Annotated in this window: 15 protein-coding genes; 9 read left to right on the top strand and 6 right to left on the bottom strand. The window is 72.8% G+C overall.

All coding sequences use genetic code 11. The features are described 5' to 3' along the window. The first annotated feature begins 16 nt into the window (after positions 1-16). The gene (locus AB0F61_RS05050) at positions 17-721 is read left to right on the top strand and encodes a phosphatase PAP2 family protein (protein WP_357803413.1); all 705 of its coding nucleotides are present in this window, start codon (positions 17-19) and stop codon (positions 719-721) included. A 13-nt stretch (positions 722-734) separates the two neighbouring features. Here the strand turns inward: AB0F61_RS05050 and AB0F61_RS05045 are convergent, their stop codons facing one another. The 6 genes from AB0F61_RS05045 to AB0F61_RS05020 form a co-directional block, all read right to left on the bottom strand. Continuing rightward, positions 735-1,913, bottom strand: coding sequence for a MarP family serine protease (locus AB0F61_RS05045; protein ID WP_357803411.1), 1,179 nt, complete (start codon positions 1,911-1,913; stop codon positions 735-737). 63 nt (positions 1,914-1,976) lie between these two features. Then, entirely contained in the window at positions 1,977-2,669 is a 693-nt protein-coding gene (locus AB0F61_RS05040; RefSeq protein WP_357803409.1) for a CoA pyrophosphatase, read from the bottom strand. Continuing rightward, positions 2,666-3,337 (bottom strand): TlpA disulfide reductase family protein, encoded by a 672-nt coding sequence (locus AB0F61_RS05035; RefSeq protein WP_357803407.1) that lies wholly within the window; start codon positions 3,335-3,337, stop codon positions 2,666-2,668. Before AB0F61_RS05035 ends, AB0F61_RS05040 begins: the two co-directional genes overlap by 4 nt. Continuing rightward, entirely contained in the window at positions 3,334-4,131 is a 798-nt protein-coding gene (gene nth, locus AB0F61_RS05030; protein WP_357803682.1) for an endonuclease III, read from the bottom strand. The genes AB0F61_RS05035 and nth overlap by 4 nt, the downstream gene beginning before the upstream one ends. A 31-nt stretch (positions 4,132-4,162) precedes the next feature. Continuing rightward, complete coding sequence (locus tag AB0F61_RS05025; RefSeq protein ID WP_357803406.1) at positions 4,163-5,341, bottom strand: CapA family protein; 1,179 nt, start codon at positions 5,339-5,341, stop codon at positions 4,163-4,165. Positions 5,342-5,397: 56 nt separating this feature from the next. After that, entirely contained in the window at positions 5,398-6,060 is a 663-nt protein-coding gene (locus AB0F61_RS05020) for an adenosylcobinamide amidohydrolase (RefSeq protein WP_357803404.1), read from the bottom strand. Positions 6,061-6,203: 143 nt separating this feature from the next. Between AB0F61_RS05020 and AB0F61_RS05015 the strand changes: the two genes are divergently transcribed. The 8 genes from AB0F61_RS05015 to AB0F61_RS04980 all read left to right on the top strand — a co-directional run bounded on the left by AB0F61_RS05015 (position 6,204) and on the right by AB0F61_RS04980 (position 15,771). After that, positions 6,204-6,881 carry a Crp/Fnr family transcriptional regulator gene (locus AB0F61_RS05015; protein WP_110563686.1) on the top strand — a complete coding sequence of 226 codons (678 nt, stop codon included), beginning with the start codon at positions 6,204-6,206 and terminating at the stop codon, positions 6,879-6,881. Positions 6,882-6,993: 112 nt separating this feature from the next. Next, positions 6,994-7,737: a metallophosphoesterase family protein gene (locus AB0F61_RS05010; RefSeq protein WP_357803401.1), complete on the top strand. Its 744-nt coding sequence runs from the start codon at positions 6,994-6,996 to the stop codon at positions 7,735-7,737. A 95-nt stretch (positions 7,738-7,832) separates the two neighbouring features. Beyond that, the gene (locus tag AB0F61_RS05005) at positions 7,833-8,438 is read left to right on the top strand and encodes a TetR/AcrR family transcriptional regulator (RefSeq protein WP_357803399.1); all 606 of its coding nucleotides are present in this window, start codon (positions 7,833-7,835) and stop codon (positions 8,436-8,438) included. 38 nt (positions 8,439-8,476) lie between these two features. Then, positions 8,477-9,274, top strand: a complete 798-nt coding sequence (locus tag AB0F61_RS05000; protein ID WP_357803397.1) for a TIGR03084 family metal-binding protein — start codon at positions 8,477-8,479, stop codon at positions 9,272-9,274. After that, positions 9,271-10,935, top strand: coding sequence for an acyclic terpene utilization AtuA family protein (locus AB0F61_RS04995; RefSeq protein ID WP_357803395.1), 1,665 nt, complete (start codon positions 9,271-9,273; stop codon positions 10,933-10,935). Before AB0F61_RS05000 ends, AB0F61_RS04995 begins: the two co-directional genes overlap by 4 nt. 37 nt (positions 10,936-10,972) lie before the next feature. Next, on the top strand, positions 10,973-12,169 hold the full coding sequence (locus AB0F61_RS04990; RefSeq protein WP_357803393.1) for an acyl-CoA dehydrogenase family protein: 1,197 nt from the start codon (positions 10,973-10,975) through the stop codon (positions 12,167-12,169). Further along, positions 12,166-13,767, top strand: coding sequence for a carboxyl transferase domain-containing protein (locus AB0F61_RS04985; RefSeq protein WP_357803391.1), 1,602 nt, complete (start codon positions 12,166-12,168; stop codon positions 13,765-13,767). The genes AB0F61_RS04990 and AB0F61_RS04985 overlap by 4 nt, the downstream gene beginning before the upstream one ends. 15 nt (positions 13,768-13,782) lie before the next feature. Further along, positions 13,783-15,771, top strand: coding sequence for a biotin carboxylase N-terminal domain-containing protein (locus AB0F61_RS04980; protein WP_357803389.1), 1,989 nt, complete (start codon positions 13,783-13,785; stop codon positions 15,769-15,771). Positions 15,772-15,786 lie beyond the last annotated feature (15 nt).

Here is a 15,786-nt window from a genome sequence, read left to right as displayed (position 1 = left end):
GGGTACTGGCCCACCCATGTCCGACACCGTGGTCCAGATCGTCCGGCGGGTGCTGCTGCCGGTTTCCCTACTGCTCGGCGTCATGGTGCTGCTCGGGGTGCTGGTCACCCGCGTCTTCGTGCGGACCTGGCCGTTCACCGTCGAGGACGCGGTCAACCGGGAACTCGCCGGCGACCGTACCGGCGGCTGGAACGACGTCTCGCTCGTGTTCAGCACGCTGGCCAGCACCCAGATGATCGTCGTGGTCACCGTGCTGGTGGCGCTGGCGCTGCGGCTCTGGCTGCACCGCTGGCGGGAACCGCTGTTCCTGTGCGCGGCGGTGACCGCCCAGGCGCTCGTATTCCTGCTGACCACGCTGGCGATCGACCGGCAGCGACCGGCGGTGGAGCACATGGACGTCTCGCCGCCCACGTCGAGCTTCCCGTCCGGGCACACCTCGGCGGCGGTGGCGCTCTACGTCGGCATCGCCGTGCTGATGGCCCTGCGGGCACGCAGCACCGGGGCGAAGGTCGCCTGGTGGACGCTGCTGCTGATGGTGCCGCTGGGGGTGGCGTTGACCCGGATGTATCGGGGCATGCACCACCCGAGCGACGTGGTGGCGTCCTTCCTCAACGGCGGCACCTGCGTCGCGATCATGGCTCGGGCGGTGCTGGACCGCGGGCTGCGGTGGGGGCGGGCGAAGCTGCCGAGCGCGCGACGACCCGCGCCGGCCCCCAGCTGACCCCGCGCGGAGTTCAGGTGCACTCGCCGGTGCCGACCTGCCGGTTACGTTCGGCACCGGCCAGCGCCACCGGGCGGGCCTCGGCCGCGGTCACCGCGAAGCCGGTGTTCGAGTCGTCGACCGCCGCCGCGAAGATCACGCCGAGCACCAGACCGTTGGCGGAGAGCAGCGGACCGCCGGAGTTGCCGCTGCGGACCAGCGCCCGGATCGTGTAGATCTCCCGGGTGACGTCGCCGTCGGAGTAGATGTCCGGTCCCTTGATCCGGTCGACGTCGCGGACCCGCGCCGACTGCGCGTTGTAGGGGCCGTCGAGCGGGAACCCGAGCACGATGGCGTCGGAGCCGCTGCCCGCGTTGCCGGCGGCGAACCGCAGGGACGGACCGGGCAATCCGGGTACGAGCAGCACGGCCAGGTCCCGATCCGGGTCGTAGACCACCACCTTGCCGTCGTACCGCTCGCCGCCCAGCTCCACGGCGACCGAGCGGGTCCCGGCGACGACGTGCGCGTTGGTCATCACCCGGTCGTCGGCGTACACGAAGCCGGAGCCCTCGATGCGGCGGGAGCAACTGGGCGCGGAGCCGAGCACCTTGACGACCGACCGCTGCCCGTTGACCACCACCTGCGAGCCGGCCAGTGCCGGATCGGGCGGCTCGACCTGCCGGGCCCGCGTGGGTGCGAGGTCGCCGAAGACGTCCGGGAACCCGTCGGTGTCGAGAGTGTCCTGCAGTGCCGTGGTGAGATCGTGGGCCTGGTTGGGCAGGACCCGGTTCACCACCGTGATCAGCGCGCTGTTGCGTACCGCCGCGGCGATCCAGGGCACCGCGGAGGAGCCGAACGGCACGGCGATCAGCCAGGCGAACAGGAGCACCGCGAGCAGTGAGACGACGGCTCCGCCGATGTCGTCGGCCCGCCTGCCCACCTCACTGGTGATCGTCTTGCGCAGGCGTGAGCCGAGCCAGCCGGCGAGCGCCTGCCCGATCACTGCCAGCCCGAAGATCGCCACCAGCGAGATCAGCACCCGGGCGACGGGGTCCACGAACTGCCTGGCGAACAGCGGCCCGAGCTGGAGGCCCAGCAGGAGGCCCAGGAAGAACCCGGCGAGCGACAGGATGCCGATGGCGAAGCCCTGGCGGTATCCGCTGATCGCGAACAGGAGCATGAGCAGTATCAGCAGCAGATCCACGACGGACACGGGTCAAGCGTACGGGCAGTGTGCCCGCCGGATGACCAGCGCTTGCGGAAAGTGAGCGCGCGGTCAGCGCAGGGCAGACTCGTCGGCGTCGTCGGTGCCCGCCGACGGGGCTGGGGTCGCTCCGCTCGGCGGCAGCTCCACCACCCGGCCGCGCGGCCACGGGCGGGCCCAGCCGCCCATCTCCAGGAGGGTGGCCAGCACCCCGGCGGTGAAGCCCCAGACGAGCATCCCGCGCGCCGAGAACGCCGGGCCGATCCAGCCGCTCGGGTGGCGGACCCGCAGCCGGTTGGCCGGGTCGACCAGCTCGCTCACCGGCAGGCGGGCCACGTGCGCCACCTCGGCCGGCTCCCGGGGGTGCACCGGGTGCGGGTCGTGCCACCAGGCCAGCACCGGGGTGACCACGAAGTCGCTTACCGGGATCCACAGTTTCGGCAGCTCGGCAAGCACGGTCACGCTCGTCGGGTCGAGGCCGACCTCCTCGTTCGCCTCGCGCAGCGCGGTGGCCCGGACGTCGGCGTCCTCCGGGTCGGCCGCGCCCCCGGGAAAGGCCGGCTGGCCGGCGTGGGTACGCAGCGTGGCGGCGCGTTGCAGGACCAGCACGTCGGGACCCGCCCCGGGCTGCTCGCCGAGCAGCACCAGCACGGCGCTCTCCCGACCGCCCTCGGCCGGAGTGGTGAGCCGGGTGAAGTCCTCGGCGCGGGCGGTGCCGAGCCGGGTCAGCAGCGGCTCGATCCAGTCGGGCGGTCGACGGGTCACGCGGGCACCGTCAGACCGAGGTGCTTACGGACCAGCTCGGCGAGTTGGGCGTCGTCGAGCGCGCCGCTGGCGTCGATGTGCCGGACCCGACCGTCGGCGTCGACGAAGAGCGTCATGGGGAAGAAGTTGCGCTTCAACTCGCGTTGCAGCGCCTCACCCTGGTCGACCAGGATCGGGAACCGGATGCCGAAGTCCTCACCGATGGACTGGGCCGCACTGCGGGTGTCCCGGCTGTTGACCCCGAGCACCTGGAGCCGACCGGCGGCCCGTTCGCTGAGGCGTTGGAAGGCGGGCAGCTCCTTCTGGCACGGCGGGCACCAGGAGGCCCACACGTTGATCACCACCGGCCCGGCCACGTCCCGTAGGGCGACGGGCGCGCCGCCGGTGAAGCAGGCAAGCGTCAACTCCGGCAGCGCCTGACCGCCAGCGGCGGGGGCCGCCGTGACGGCGCCGGTGGCGGAGGCCGTCGCGCCGGGCGACCCGGGGGCCGTCGCGGCGGCGGGCGACGCGGCCGTGGGCGGTGTGCTCAGCGTGGAGCAGTCCCGGAACGGCGACGGTCGTTCAGCGGCGGCCCGACGGGGGGCCGGGTCGTCGTCGGCCGCGCCGCTGGTGCAGCCGGCGAGGGTCAGCAGCAGCGGCACGATCATGAGTACGAGACGGCGGTTCACGGCACCTCCGCGGCGACCGCCTGCGCGGGCACCAGCTCCGGGTCGACCCCGGCGGCCACCGCGAGGTCGCGCGCCCGAGGGCCCTTGAGCAGCTTCGCGGCGGCGGCGGGCTCGGTCGGCCCGGTGCCGTACGAGGGGCAGAGCTTCGCGAGCGTGCACGCGCCGCAGGCGGGCTTGCGGGCGTGGCAGACCCGTCGCCCGTGGAAGATGATCCGGTGCGACAGCATGGTCCAGTCGCGCTTCGGGTACAGCGCGCCGATCGCGTGCTCGATCTTGACCGGGTCGGTCTCGCCGGTCAGCCGCCACCGGTGGACCAGCCGCTGGAAGTGCGTGTCGACGGTGATGCCGGGGACGTCGAAGGCGTTGCCGAGGATCACGTTCGCGGTCTTGCGGCCGATCCCGGGCAGCGTCACCAGGTCGACGAGCCGGCCGGGGACGTTGCCGTCGTACCGGTCGAGAAGAGCCTGGCCGAGCTTGATCAACGAGTCGGTCTTGTTGCGGTAGAAACCGGTCGGCCGGATCAGCTCCTCCATCTCGCCACGGTCGGCCCCGGCGTACGCGGCGGCGCTCGGGTAGCGGGCGAAGAGCTTCGGGGTGACCTCGTTGACCTTCTTGTCCGTGCACTGGGCCGAGAGGATCGTGGCGACTGACAACTCCAGGGCGCTGGAGTGGTCCAGTTCGCAGTGCGCGTCGGGATGCGTCTCGGCCAGCACCCGGCCGATCTTGCGGGCGCGGCGGGTGCGCCCGAGGTCGGTCTCGCTGGCACCGGGGGGACTACTGGTCACGACGGTCAGCCTACGTCGCGCCCCGGACGTTCCCGTCGGGTCAGCCGCCCGTTGGCGGGGAGATCTTGCCCTGCCCGTCGAACCGGGCGCCACTCTTGGGGAAGTCGCTCCGGCTCAGGTCGCCGATCAGGCCCAGGCCCCGGTCGCCGGGATCCATCGTCGGCTTACCGGCGTCGTTCATGAACGTCGAGGTGAACGAGCCACCGGCCCAGCTTCCGTCCGGCTTCAGCGAAACCTTCAGCACCCCGCCCCAGCCGAGGCGGCCGTCGTTGACCAGCGAGTTGCCCCCGCCGGCGAAGTTGCCGAGGCTGTACGCGATCAGCCGGCCCTGGTAGAACTCCATGCCGCGCAGCACGTGCGGCCCGTGCCCGACGATCAGATCGGCACCCGCGTCGATCATCGCGTGGGAGAATTTGACCGGGTCGCCCCGGTTCTCGCCCAGGAACATCTCGGTGCCCGGCTTGACCCGGGTCTTCTCCGCGCCCTCGCCGCCCATGTGCACCTGCACCACGACCAGGTCGGCCATGGTGGCGGCCTTGGCGACCACCGTCTTCGCCTTGTCGATGTCGACAAGGCTGTTGGACCAGACGTACGACGAGAAGCCGGCCACCGCGACCTTGACGCCCTTGACGTCGACCACGGTGATCTGGTCCGGCGCACCGGTGTGCTCCAGGTCGTACTTCTCCAGCGCTTTCTGCGTGTTCTCGTAGCCCTTCGGGCCGTAGTCGTAGCCGTGGTTGTTGGCCTGGTTGAGCACGTCGAAGCCGGCGTCGCGCAGGTGGGCGGCGTACTCCGGCGGGGCCCGGAACTGGAAGCAGCGGGTGGAGTTGGCCCCGCACTTGCCGGTGCCGGTGTCCACGGTCAGCGGCTCTTCCAGATTGCCCATCACCAGGTCGGCCTTGAGCGCCTCGGTCACCGAGGTGAAGAAACCCTTGCCGCCGGCGGCGGGCAGCCGGCTCGGCGCGTTGCCCATGATGATGTCGCCGGTGGCGGAGAGCGAGATCGCGCCGCCCGCGGCGGAGGCCGCCGGCCCGGTGGCCTCCGGGCCAGCCGTGCTCACCGGCGCGCCGGTGCCGCCGCCGCCAGCGCCGGGCTGCCAGACGGGGGCTTCGCCGCCGGAGTCGCCGCAGCCGGCGACGAGCAGGGTGGCCAGCAGCGCGGCGAGGCCGAGGGCGACGCGGCGGCGCGGGCGGGACGCGAGAGGGGCGGCAGCATACATCGCTCGCGACCCTACCGGGCCGTCAACGCGCCGACGACAGCCGATCGGGTAGAAGTTCAGCCGGGGAGCTGCTCTGACCAGGGCACGACCGCCCGGGCACCCCCGGCGAGGACCGCGGCGTGCACCGCTCGGGCGAGCGGGGCACCCCAGGTGGAGCGCGGCCCCCCGTACGCGGCCTCCGGCCCGTCCACCGGGCAGAGCACGGTGACCGAGTCGGTCGGGGTGCCGGTCCCCGGCAACCCCAGGTCGGTGATCGCCTGGGTCTTCGCCTCGGTCGCCGTGGCCACCGCGTTGACGAGTGCCGAGTCGGCGAGTCGGGCCGGCACGTACACCACGATGTTGACCGTGCCGACCCGCTGGACGAGCCCGGCCGCGGCCGGCGCGGCGGCGAGCAGCGGCGTGCCGAGCCCGACCGTCGCCCAGGCCCGCACCCCGGTGTCGGTCCGCGCCACCACCTCGGCCACGTCGACGCCGGTCAGCAGACCAACGCCGGGGCCGTCGAGGGCGAGGTCGGCGGCGAGCGCGGTCAGGTGGGCGGCCGGGTCGTCGCGGTCGTACGACATCGGCACTGTCGCGTTCAGCACCCAGCGCCGGAGGCCGATTCCACCGCCCAGCGGGCCGCTGCTGACTGCTCGCAGAGGTCCGTCGGCGTGCCAGACGAGCAGCGGAATGTCGCGCCCGTTCTCGGGGCGACTGGTCAGAGTTGGCTCGCTCAGCACGTCGGGCAGGTTACGCCCAACGATCAAGATTCCAGGGCCGACCTCTGATTCAAGCTCACGTGCGCCTAGACTTGGCGGCGCGCGAGGGGATCAGCGGACGGCGGCCCCGGCCGACGGACGGCACGCGCAACCGGAGGTGCGCGATGGACGAGGTACTGGCCCGCAGCGGGATCTTCCAGGGTGTCGACCCGGAAGCTGCCGAGGCGCTTGCCAAGGAGATGGAGACGATCGAGGTCCGCAAGGGCGAGATCGTTTTCAATGAGGGCGAGCCCGGTGACAGCCTCTATATCCTGCTGTCCGGGAAGATCAAGGTTGGTCGCCGCGCGGCGGACGGCCGGCAGAACCTGATCGCGGTGATGGGGCCGTCGGACATGGTCGGTGAGCTGTCGCTCTTCGACCCGGGTCCGCGTACGGCGACCGCCACCGCGGTGACGGACACCCGGCTCGTACGACTGCGCAAGCAGGCGCTACGGCCATGGCTGGCCAACCGCCCGGAGATCGCCGAGCAACTGCTTCGGGTGCTCGCCCGACGGCTGCGACGGACCAACGACTCGCTCGCCGACCTGATCTTCACGGACGTGCCGGGTCGGGTCGCGAAGAACCTGCTCCAGATGGCTGGCCGGTTCGGCACCCGTGACGGTGGCGTCCTGCGGGTGACCCACGACCTCACCCAGGAGGAGATCGCCCAGCTCGTCGGCGCCTCCCGGGAGACGGTCAACAAGGCGCTCGCTGACTTCGCCTCGCGCGGCTGGCTGCGGCTGGACGGCAAGAGCATCATCATTCTGGACCCGGAGCGCCTGGCTCGTCGCGCCCGCGTCTGACTGCGCAGCACCGCGTCCCCGCCTTCCGTCACCGACGGTGGGCGGGGACGTTCTTGTCTGCCGAGCGCAGATTCCCTGGATCCGGCGCGGCACCAGCGGTGAGGGTGGGGCCATGGTGAACAGGGTTGCCGTGCTGTCCGACATCCATGGCGTGCTGCCCGCGCTGGAGGCGGTGCTTGCCGAACCGGACGTCGCCACCGCCGACTTGATCGTGCTCACCGGGGACATCGCGACCGGTCCGCAACCGGTCGAGGTGTTGGACGTGCTCGCCGGCCTGGGGGATCGGGTGTGCTGGGTCGGCGGCAACTGCGAGCGCGAGCTCGTCGAGGCGCGGGCCGGAAAGCCCGCGTCGCTCGAGGTGTCGAACTGGGCCGCCGGACAGCTCCGCGACGACCAGGTGGCCCGTCTCGCGGCGCTGCCGGCGACGGCGACGTTCGACATCGACGGCCTCGGGCCGACGCTGTTCTGTCACGCCACTCCGCGCGACGACGAGGAGGTCGTGCTCGTCGACTCCCGGATGGAGCGCTGGGCGGAGGTGTTCGACGGCCTGCCGGCCGAGATCTCGGCGGTGGTCTGTGGGCACACCCACATGCCCTTCACCCGGCTGGTCGACCGACGCCTGGTGATCAATCCGGGCAGCATCGGCATGCCGTACGGCGGTGCGGGCGCGTGGTGGGCGCTGCTCGGGCCGGGCGTCCAACTGCGCCGTACCGTCTTCGACGTGGACGCGGCCTGCGCCCGGGTGTCGGCGGAGTCGACCTTCCCCGACGCCACCGCCTGGGCCGACGAGTACCTGCGCTCCGAGCACAGCGACGCTGCGGCGCTTGCCGTCTTCGGCCCCCGCGACGGCCGCTGAGGCGGCCGCCGCGCCCCCGCGTCCGCGCAATCCAGCAGCGCGGCCCAGAAAAAGTCAGTCTTGACTGTTTGTTTCGGAGGCCGCAGGCTGTTCCCGTGTCCACCGCATCGACGCGCGTCCCTCAGCAGGAGCGCAGCCGCGCCACCCAGGCCCGGCTGCTGGAGGCGACAGTCGACTGCCTGATCGAGCACGGCTGGTCCGGCACCACGACCACAGTCGTCGCCGCGCGGGCCGGTGTCTCGCGTGGCGCCCAACTGCACCACTACCCGACGAAGGCGGCGCTCGTGACGGCCGCCGTGGCCCATCTCGCCGAGCGGCGGGCCGTCGAGTTACGCACCGAGGCCGAGGCGTTGCCGGCCGGCCCGCAGCGGCTGGACCGGGTGATCGACCTGCTCGGCGTGGCGTTCACCGGGCCGCTGTTCGTGGCCGCTCTCGAACTCTGGGTCGCCGCCCGCACCGACCAGGAACTCCGCGACGCCCTGGTGCCGTTGGAGGCGACGGTGGGCCGGGAGATGCACCGCCTCACCGTGGCACTCCTCGGCGTCGACGAGCGCAGACCCGGAGTCCGCGAGGCGGTCCAGGCCACTCTCGACCTGCTCCGCGGGCTCGGGGTGGCCAACCTGCTCACCGACGACTCGACCCGCCGTGCTGCCCTGCTGAGCACCTGGAAGCGCCAACTCGCCACCCTGCTCACACCCTGACCGCTGGCCGCGCCGGCCACGACCGACCGGAGGCACCCATGGTCGACCACACCGACCTGCTCGCGGATCTGGCCGCCGAGTCCGCCCAACTGGACAGCCTGGTGGCGCCGTTACCGGCGGCCGACTGGGCCCGACCGACCCTCGCGCCCGGCTGGAGCATCGGGCACCAGATCGCCCACCTCGCCTGGACCGACCACGTGTCACTGCTGGCGGCCACCGATACCGAGGCGTTCTTCGCGACGGTGACCGCCGCGCCGGACCCGACCCGGATGGCCGACGCCGGCGCCGAGGAGTTCCTCGCCCCGCCGCCGGAGCTGCTCGCCCGCTGGCGGGCCGGCCGGGCGGCGCTCGCCGACGCGCTTGCCGCCGTCCCCGCCGGCGAGAAACTGCAGTGGTTCGGCACCCGGATGTCGGCCACCTCGATGGCGACCGCCCGCATCATGGAGACCTGGGCGCACGGCGAGGACGTGGCCGACGCGCTCGGCGTCGTCCGACCCGCCAGCGACCGGCTCCGGCACGTCGCGCACCTCGGTGTGCGTACCTTCGGGCACGGGTTCGCGGCCCACGGCCGGGACATACCGACGACGCCGATCCGGGTCGAGCTGGTCGGGCCCGGCGGCGACATCTGGACCTGGGGCCCGGCGGACGCCGCCGACCGGCTGAGCGGGCCCGCCCTGGACTTCTGCCTGCTGGTCACCCAGCGCCGACACCGCGCGGACCTCGCCCTGGTCGCCACCGGGCCGGTCGCCGACGAGTGGCTCGACGTGGCGCAGGCGTTCGCCGGGCCGCCCGGCGACGGCCGGAAGCCGGCCGCCGAGTTCGGCACGCCGGCATGATCCGGATCGGCAACGCCTCCGGCTTCTACGGTGACCGGTTCACCGCCTGGCAGGAGATGCTCGACGGCGGCGAACTGGACGTGCTGACCGGTGACTACCTGGCCGAGCTGACCATGCTGATCCTCGCCCGGGATCGGCTGCGCGACGCCGACCTGGGCTACGCGAAGACGTTCCTGCGTCAACTGGAGACGTGCCTCGGCACCGCCCTGGAGCGGGGGGTGCGGATCGTGACGAACGCCGGCGGGTTGAACCCGGCCGGCCTGGCCGCCGCCATCAGCGCACTCGCCGCCCGGCTGGGCCTGCCGGCCCAGGTGGGGTACGTCGAGGGCGACACCATCCGGCGGCCGGACGCGTTGAGCGCGAACGCCTACCTCGGCGCGTTCGGCATCGCGGCCTGCCTCGACGGCGGCGCGGACGTGGTGGTCACCGGCCGGGTCACCGACGCGTCGCTTGTCGTCGGCCCGGCCATCGCGCGGTACGGCTGGGGCCGGGACGACCTCGACGAACTGGCCGGGGCAACAGTCGCGGGGCACCTCGTCGAGTGCGGCGCACAGGTCACCGGCGGCAACTTCAGCTTCTTCACCGAGCTGCCCGACGGCGGGCACCGCCCCGGTTTCCCGATCGCCGAGGTGCACGCCGACGGCTCGACGGTGCTCACCAAGCACGCGGGCACCGGTGGCGCGGTCACCGTGGAGACGGTCACCGCGCAGCTACTCTACGAGATCGGTGGGCCGGCGTACCTGGGGCCGGACGTGGTGACCCGACTGGACACTGTGACGTTGCGCCAGGACGGACCGGACCGGGTCCGGGTCTCCGGGGTCCGGGGCACGCCGCCGCCGCCCACCCTCAAGGTGGGCGTCAACAACCTCGGTGGCTTCCGCAACTCGATGACCTTCGTCCTCTGCGGCCTCGACATCGAGGCGAAGGCCACGCTGGTCCGGGGGCAGGTCGAGGAGGCGGTGGGCAAGGACGGGCTGGAGTTCACGCTGGCCCGGACCGACCACGCGGACGCCGCCGACACCGAGGCCGCCAGCGCCCTGCTGCACGTACACCTGCGCGACGGTGACAAGGCTCGGGCCGGGCGGGCCTTCTCGGCCGCCGCTGTGGAGCTGGCGCTGGCCTCGTACCCGGGCTGCACGCTTACCACCCTGCCGGGCGACGCGACACCGTACGGCGTCTTCACCGCCGACGCGGTGCCGCAGGACGCCGTGGCGCACGTCGCGGTGCTGCCCGGTGGTGAGCGGGTGCCGATCGCCCCGCCGATCCGCACCGCCCCGGTGCCCGCGGACGAGACGGTTCCCGGCGGCGGCGCGGCGGTCGGCGGCCCGACGCGGCGGGGGGCGCTCGGCGAGTTGGTCGGCGCCCGCTCAGGCGACAAGGGTGGGGACGCCAACCTCGGTGTGTGGGCACGGACCGAAGCCGGGTACGCGTGGCTGCGCGCCTGGTTGACGGTCGAGCGGCTGGCCGAGCTGGTGCCGGAGACCGCGCCGCTGTCGGTGCGGCGCTACGAACTGCCGAACCTGCACGCGGTCAACTTCGTGATCGAGGGCCTGCTCGGGGCCGGGGTGGCCGCGTCCACCCGGTTCGACCCGCAGGCCAAGGCGCTCGGTGAGCTGCTGCGCGCCCGGATCGTCGACCTACCGGCCGAGGTGACGCCATGACCGCGCCGAGTGCGCAGCGGCGGTGGGGAGTGCTGGCGTGAGCATCGTGGACACGCCGGAGCGGCGGCAACTGCGCGAACTGACCCGGGCCTTCGTGACCCGGGAGGTGCTGCCGCACCTGGACGACTGGGAGCGGGCCGGTGAGGTGCCCCGGGCGCTGCACGCGAGCGCCGCGAAGCTCGGCCTGCTCGGCATCGGCTTCCCCGAGTCGGTCGGTGGCAGCGGCGGCGACCTGCTCGACTCGATCATCGTGACCGAGGAGCTCATCCGCTCCGGCGGCTCGTCCGGCCTGGTGGCAGCCCTGTTCACGCACGGCATCGCCTTGCCGCACATGGTCGCGGCGGCCGGCGCCCGCACCGGTGGCTCGCTTGGCGGCCGGCTCGGCGGCACCGCGTCCCCGGGCGACGACAGCCTGATCGAGCGGTACGTCCGGCCCACCCTGGCCGGCACGATGATCGGCGCGCTGGCCGTCACCGAGCCGGACAGTGGTTCGGACGTGGCCGGCATCCGCACGACCGCCCGCCGGGACGGCGACCACTACGTGGTGAACGGGTCGAAGACGTACATCACCAGCGGGCACCGGGCCGACTTCGTGACCACTGCGGTGTGTACGGACTTTCCCGGCAGCGGTGAACTCACCCTGCTGGTCATCGACAAGGGGACACCCGGGTTCACAGTGGGACGCCGGTTGGAGAAGCTGGGCTGGCACTGCTCGGACACCGCCGAGTTGTCCTTCGCGGACGTGCGGGTGCCGGTCGCCAACCGGATCGGCGCGGAGAACACCGGCTTCCTCGCGATCATGCAGCACTTCGCGGCGGAGCGGCTGTCACTGGCGACCCAGGCGTACGCGACAGCGCAGCGCTGCGTCGAGCTGGCGACGCGCTGGTGCCGCAACCGGGAGACCTTCGGGCGTCCGCTGGCCAGCCGGCAGCTCATCCGGCACCGGTTAGCCGAGATGCACACGCGGGCCGAGGCGGCCCGGTCGTACGTGCACGAGGTGGCCGCCCGGGTGGCTGCGGGCGAGCCGGTGGTGACCGAGGTGGCGATGGCGAAGAACGTGGCGGTGGCCGCCTGCGACCACGTCGTCGACCAGGCGTTGCAACTGCACGGCGGCTTCGGCTACCTGCGCGACGCCGAGGTGGAGCGGCACTACCGCGATGCCCGGATCCTCGGCATCGGCGGCGGCACCACCGAGATCATGAACGAGATCATCGCGAAGGGCATGGGCCTGTGAGCATCCTGCACAGCGTGGTCGACCCGGCCGCGCCCTCGTACCTGGCGAACCGGGCGGCGCTGCTGGAGCGGCTGGCCGAGCTGGACGCCGCGCTTGACCAGGCGCGGGCGGGCGGCGGCGAGAAGTACGTGTCCCGGCACCACGCCCGCGGCAAACTGCTCCCCCGGGAGCGGATCGAGCTGCTGGTGGACGCGGACAGCCCGTTCCTGGAGCTGTCACCGGTCGCCGCGTACGGCACCGACTTCCCGGTCGGGGCCAGCGTGGTCACCGGCATCGGTGTGGTCGAGGGCGTGGAGTGCCTGATCGTCGCCAACGACCCGACGGTACGTGGCGGCGCGGTCAACCCGTGGTCGCTCGCCAAGACCCGGCGGGCCGGTGAGATCGCAATGTCCAACCGGCTGCCCATGGTCAACCTGGTCGAGTCGGCCGGAGCGGACCTGCCCACCCAGGCGGAGATCTTCATCCCGGGCGGTCGGGTGTTCCGCGACCTGACCCGGCTCTCGGCGGCGGGCATCCCCACGGTCAGCGTGGTCTTCGGCAACGCCACGGCCGGTGGCGCGTACGTGCCGGGCATGTCCGACCACGTGATCATGATTCGGGACCGGTCGCAGGTCTACCTGGCCGGGCCGCCGCTCGTGAAGATGGCGACCGGCGAGGTGACCGACGACGAGTCGCTGGGCGGGGCGGCGATGCACGCGGGCACGTCCGGGCTGGCCGACTACCTGGCCGCCGACGAGCGGGACGGCATCCGGCTGGCCCGGCAGTGCGTCCGCCGGCTGAACTGGCGCAAGCACGGCCCGTCGCCGCGGACGGCGGTGCCGCAGCCGCCGAAGTACGACCCGGAGGAGCTGCTCGGCATCACCAGTGCCGACCTGAAGGTGCCGTTCGATCCGCGCGAGGTGCTGGCGCGGATCCTGGACGGCAGCGACTTCGACGAGTTCAAGCCGGCGTACGGGGACGCGCTGGTCACCGGCTGGGGCGAGCTGCACGGGTACCCGGTGGGCGTGCTGGCGAACGCCCGGGGGGTGCTGTTCAGCGCTGAGGCGCAGAAGGCGGCCCAGTTCATCCAGCTCGCGAACGCCTCGGACACCCCGTTGATCTTCCTCCAGAACACCACCGGCTACATGGTGGGCACCGAGTACGAGCAGCGCGGCATCATCAAGCACGGCGCGCTGATGATCAATGCGGTGTCCAACTCGACGGTGCCGCACCTGACGGTGAACCTGGGCGCCTCGTACGGGGCCGGCAACTACGGCATGTGCGGCCGGGCGTACGAGCCGAGGTTCCTGTTCACCTGGCCGAACGCGAAGTCGGCGGTGATGGGCCCAGCTCAGCTCGCCGGTGTGCTGTCCATCGTGGCCCGGCAGGCCGCCGCCGCTCGGGGACGCTCCTTCGACGAGGAGTCCGACACCGCCATGCGGATGATGGTCGAGCAGCAGATCGAGTCGCAGTCGGGCGCGCTCTTCCTCTCCGGCCGGCTCTACGACGACGGGGTGATCGACCCGCGGGACACGCGTACCGTCCTCGGGCTCTGCCTCTCGGCGATCCACAACGGACCGGTGAAGGGCGCCGACGGTTTCGGCGTCTTCCGGATGTAGGGGGCGAAGCCAACGATGATCACCAGATTGCTCGTCGCCAATCGGGGCGAGATCGCCCGCCGGGTCTTCGCGTCCTGCCGGGCGCTCGGCGTGGAGACGGTGGCCGTCCACTCGGACGCGGACGCCGACGCGCCGTTCGTCGCCGAGGCCGACCGGGCGGTCCGGCTACCCGGGGACACGCCCGCCGAGACGTACCTGCGGGTCGAACTGATCCTGGACGCGGCCCGGCGGTGCGGCGCGGACGCCGTCCACCCGGGGTACGGCTTCCTGGCCGAGAACGCCGAGTTCGCGGCGGCGGTGACCGACGCCGGGCTGACCTGGGTCGGCCCGCCGGCCAAGGTGATCGCCGTGATGGGCGACAAGCTCGCCGCGAAGGGTCTGCTCGCCGAGGCTGGTGTGCCGATGCTGCCCAGTTGGACCGACACCGCCGCGGTGAGCGACTTTCCGGTCCTGGTGAAGGCGTCCGCCGGTGGTGGCGGGCGGGGGATGCGGATCGTCCGGGACGCCGACGAGCTGGCCGGGGCTGTCGCGTCCGCGCGCCGCGAGGCGGCTGCCGCGTTCGGCGACGGCTCGGTCTTCATCGAGCGGTACGTCGAGCGCGGCCGGCACGTCGAGGTGCAGATCTTCGGGGACGCCCACGGCCGGGTGGTGGCTCTCGGCGACCGGGAGTGCTCGATCCAACGCCGGCATCAAAAGATCGTCGAGGAGGCGCCGGCTGTCGTTCCGGAGCGGGTGCGGACGGCGTTGCACGAGGCGGCGGTGGCCGCCGGTCGCGCTGTCGACTACCTGGGCGCGGGCACTGTGGAGTTCCTGCTCGCCCCGGGCGGCGAGTTCTTCTTCCTGGAGATGAACACCCGCCTTCAGGTGGAACACCCGGTCACCGAGCTGTGCACCGGCCTGGACCTGGTGGGGTTGCAACTGCTCGTGGCCGAGGGTGCGCCGCTGCCGGCGACCCTGCCGGTCGGCACCGGGCACGCGGTCGAGGTGCGCCTGTGTGCCGAGGACGCGGCGGCGGGTTGGCGGCCGGCCACCGGGACCCTGCACCGGTTCGCGGTCCCCGCGGTGGCAGCCGAGTTCGGTGGGCTGGCCGGGCCGGGTCTGCGGCTCGACTCGGGGGTGGTGGCCGGTTCGGTGGTCGGCGTGCACTACGACTCGATGCTGGCGAAGCTGATCGCCTGGGGCCGTACTCGTGCGGAGGCGACCCGGCTGCTGTCCACCGCGCTGGCTCGGGCCGAGTTGCACGGGGTGACCACCAACCGGGACCTGCTGGTCCGGGTGCTGCGCAGCCCCGCCTTCGCCGCCGTGGAGATCGACACCGGGTTCCTGGACCGGCATGCGGAGGTCTTCGCCCCGCTGCTTCCCGCCGACCGGCTCCCGCTGTCGGCGCTCGCCGCGGCACTTGCCTCGGCCGCCGGCCGCCGCGCCGACGCGAAGGTGCTGGCCGGGTTGCCGTCGGGCTGGCGCAACGTGCCGGCCGTCCCGCAGGTCACCCGGTTCGGCGGCCCGGACGGCGAGGTCGAGGTCCGCTACCGGCTGGACCGCGTGGGCGGGCTCGCCGAGTGGTCCGCCGACAGCGCCACCGACCCCGACGGCGGCGACCCCGCCACCGGCCGGCCGGCCGTGGCGCTTGTCGAGGCCACCCCGGAGCGGGTGGTGCTCGACGTCGACGGGGTGCGGTGCGCGTACCGCGTACACCGGGTGGGGTCGGCGGTCTTCGTGGACGGCCCGGACGGGGCGGCGAGCCTGGTCGAGCTGCCGCGTCTCCCCCTGCCCACGGCGGAGGTGGCCGCCGGGTCGCTGCTCGCGCCGTTGCCCGGTGCGGTGATCCGGGTGCACGTCGAGGTCGGCCAACGGGTCGTGGCCGGCGAACCACTGCTCACGCTGGAAGCGATGAAGCTGGAACATCCCGTGCTCGCCCCGACCGACGGCGTGGTCGCCGAGTTGCCGGTGCCGGCCGGCGGTCAGGTGCGCACCGGCGCCGTGCTTGCCGTCATCGACAACTGAAGAGGAGGACCCCTT

Source organism: Micromonospora sp. NPDC023888 (genome assembly GCF_040639415.1).
GTDB lineage: Bacteria > Actinomycetota > Actinomycetes > Mycobacteriales > Micromonosporaceae > Micromonospora.
The sequence above is the reverse complement of the archived record's forward strand: the minus strand, read 5'-3'. Positions and strand labels throughout refer to the sequence as shown.

Coding starts and splice junctions, on each gene's coding strand:
- AB0F61_RS05050 (WP_357803413.1), top strand. CDS start 17: ATGTCCGACACCGTGGTCCAGATCGTCCGGCGGGTGCTGCTGCCGGTT.
- AB0F61_RS05025 (WP_357803406.1), bottom strand. CDS start 5,341: ATGTATGCTGCCGCCCCTCTCGCGTCCCGCCCGCGCCGCCGCGTCGCC.
- AB0F61_RS05015 (WP_110563686.1), top strand. CDS start 6,204: ATGGACGAGGTACTGGCCCGCAGCGGGATCTTCCAGGGTGTCGACCCG.
- AB0F61_RS05010 (WP_357803401.1), top strand. CDS start 6,994: ATGGTGAACAGGGTTGCCGTGCTGTCCGACATCCATGGCGTGCTGCCC.
- AB0F61_RS05000 (WP_357803397.1), top strand. CDS start 8,477: ATGGTCGACCACACCGACCTGCTCGCGGATCTGGCCGCCGAGTCCGCC.
- AB0F61_RS04995 (WP_357803395.1), top strand. CDS start 9,271: ATGATCCGGATCGGCAACGCCTCCGGCTTCTACGGTGACCGGTTCACC.
- AB0F61_RS04980 (WP_357803389.1), top strand. CDS start 13,783: ATGATCACCAGATTGCTCGTCGCCAATCGGGGCGAGATCGCCCGCCGG.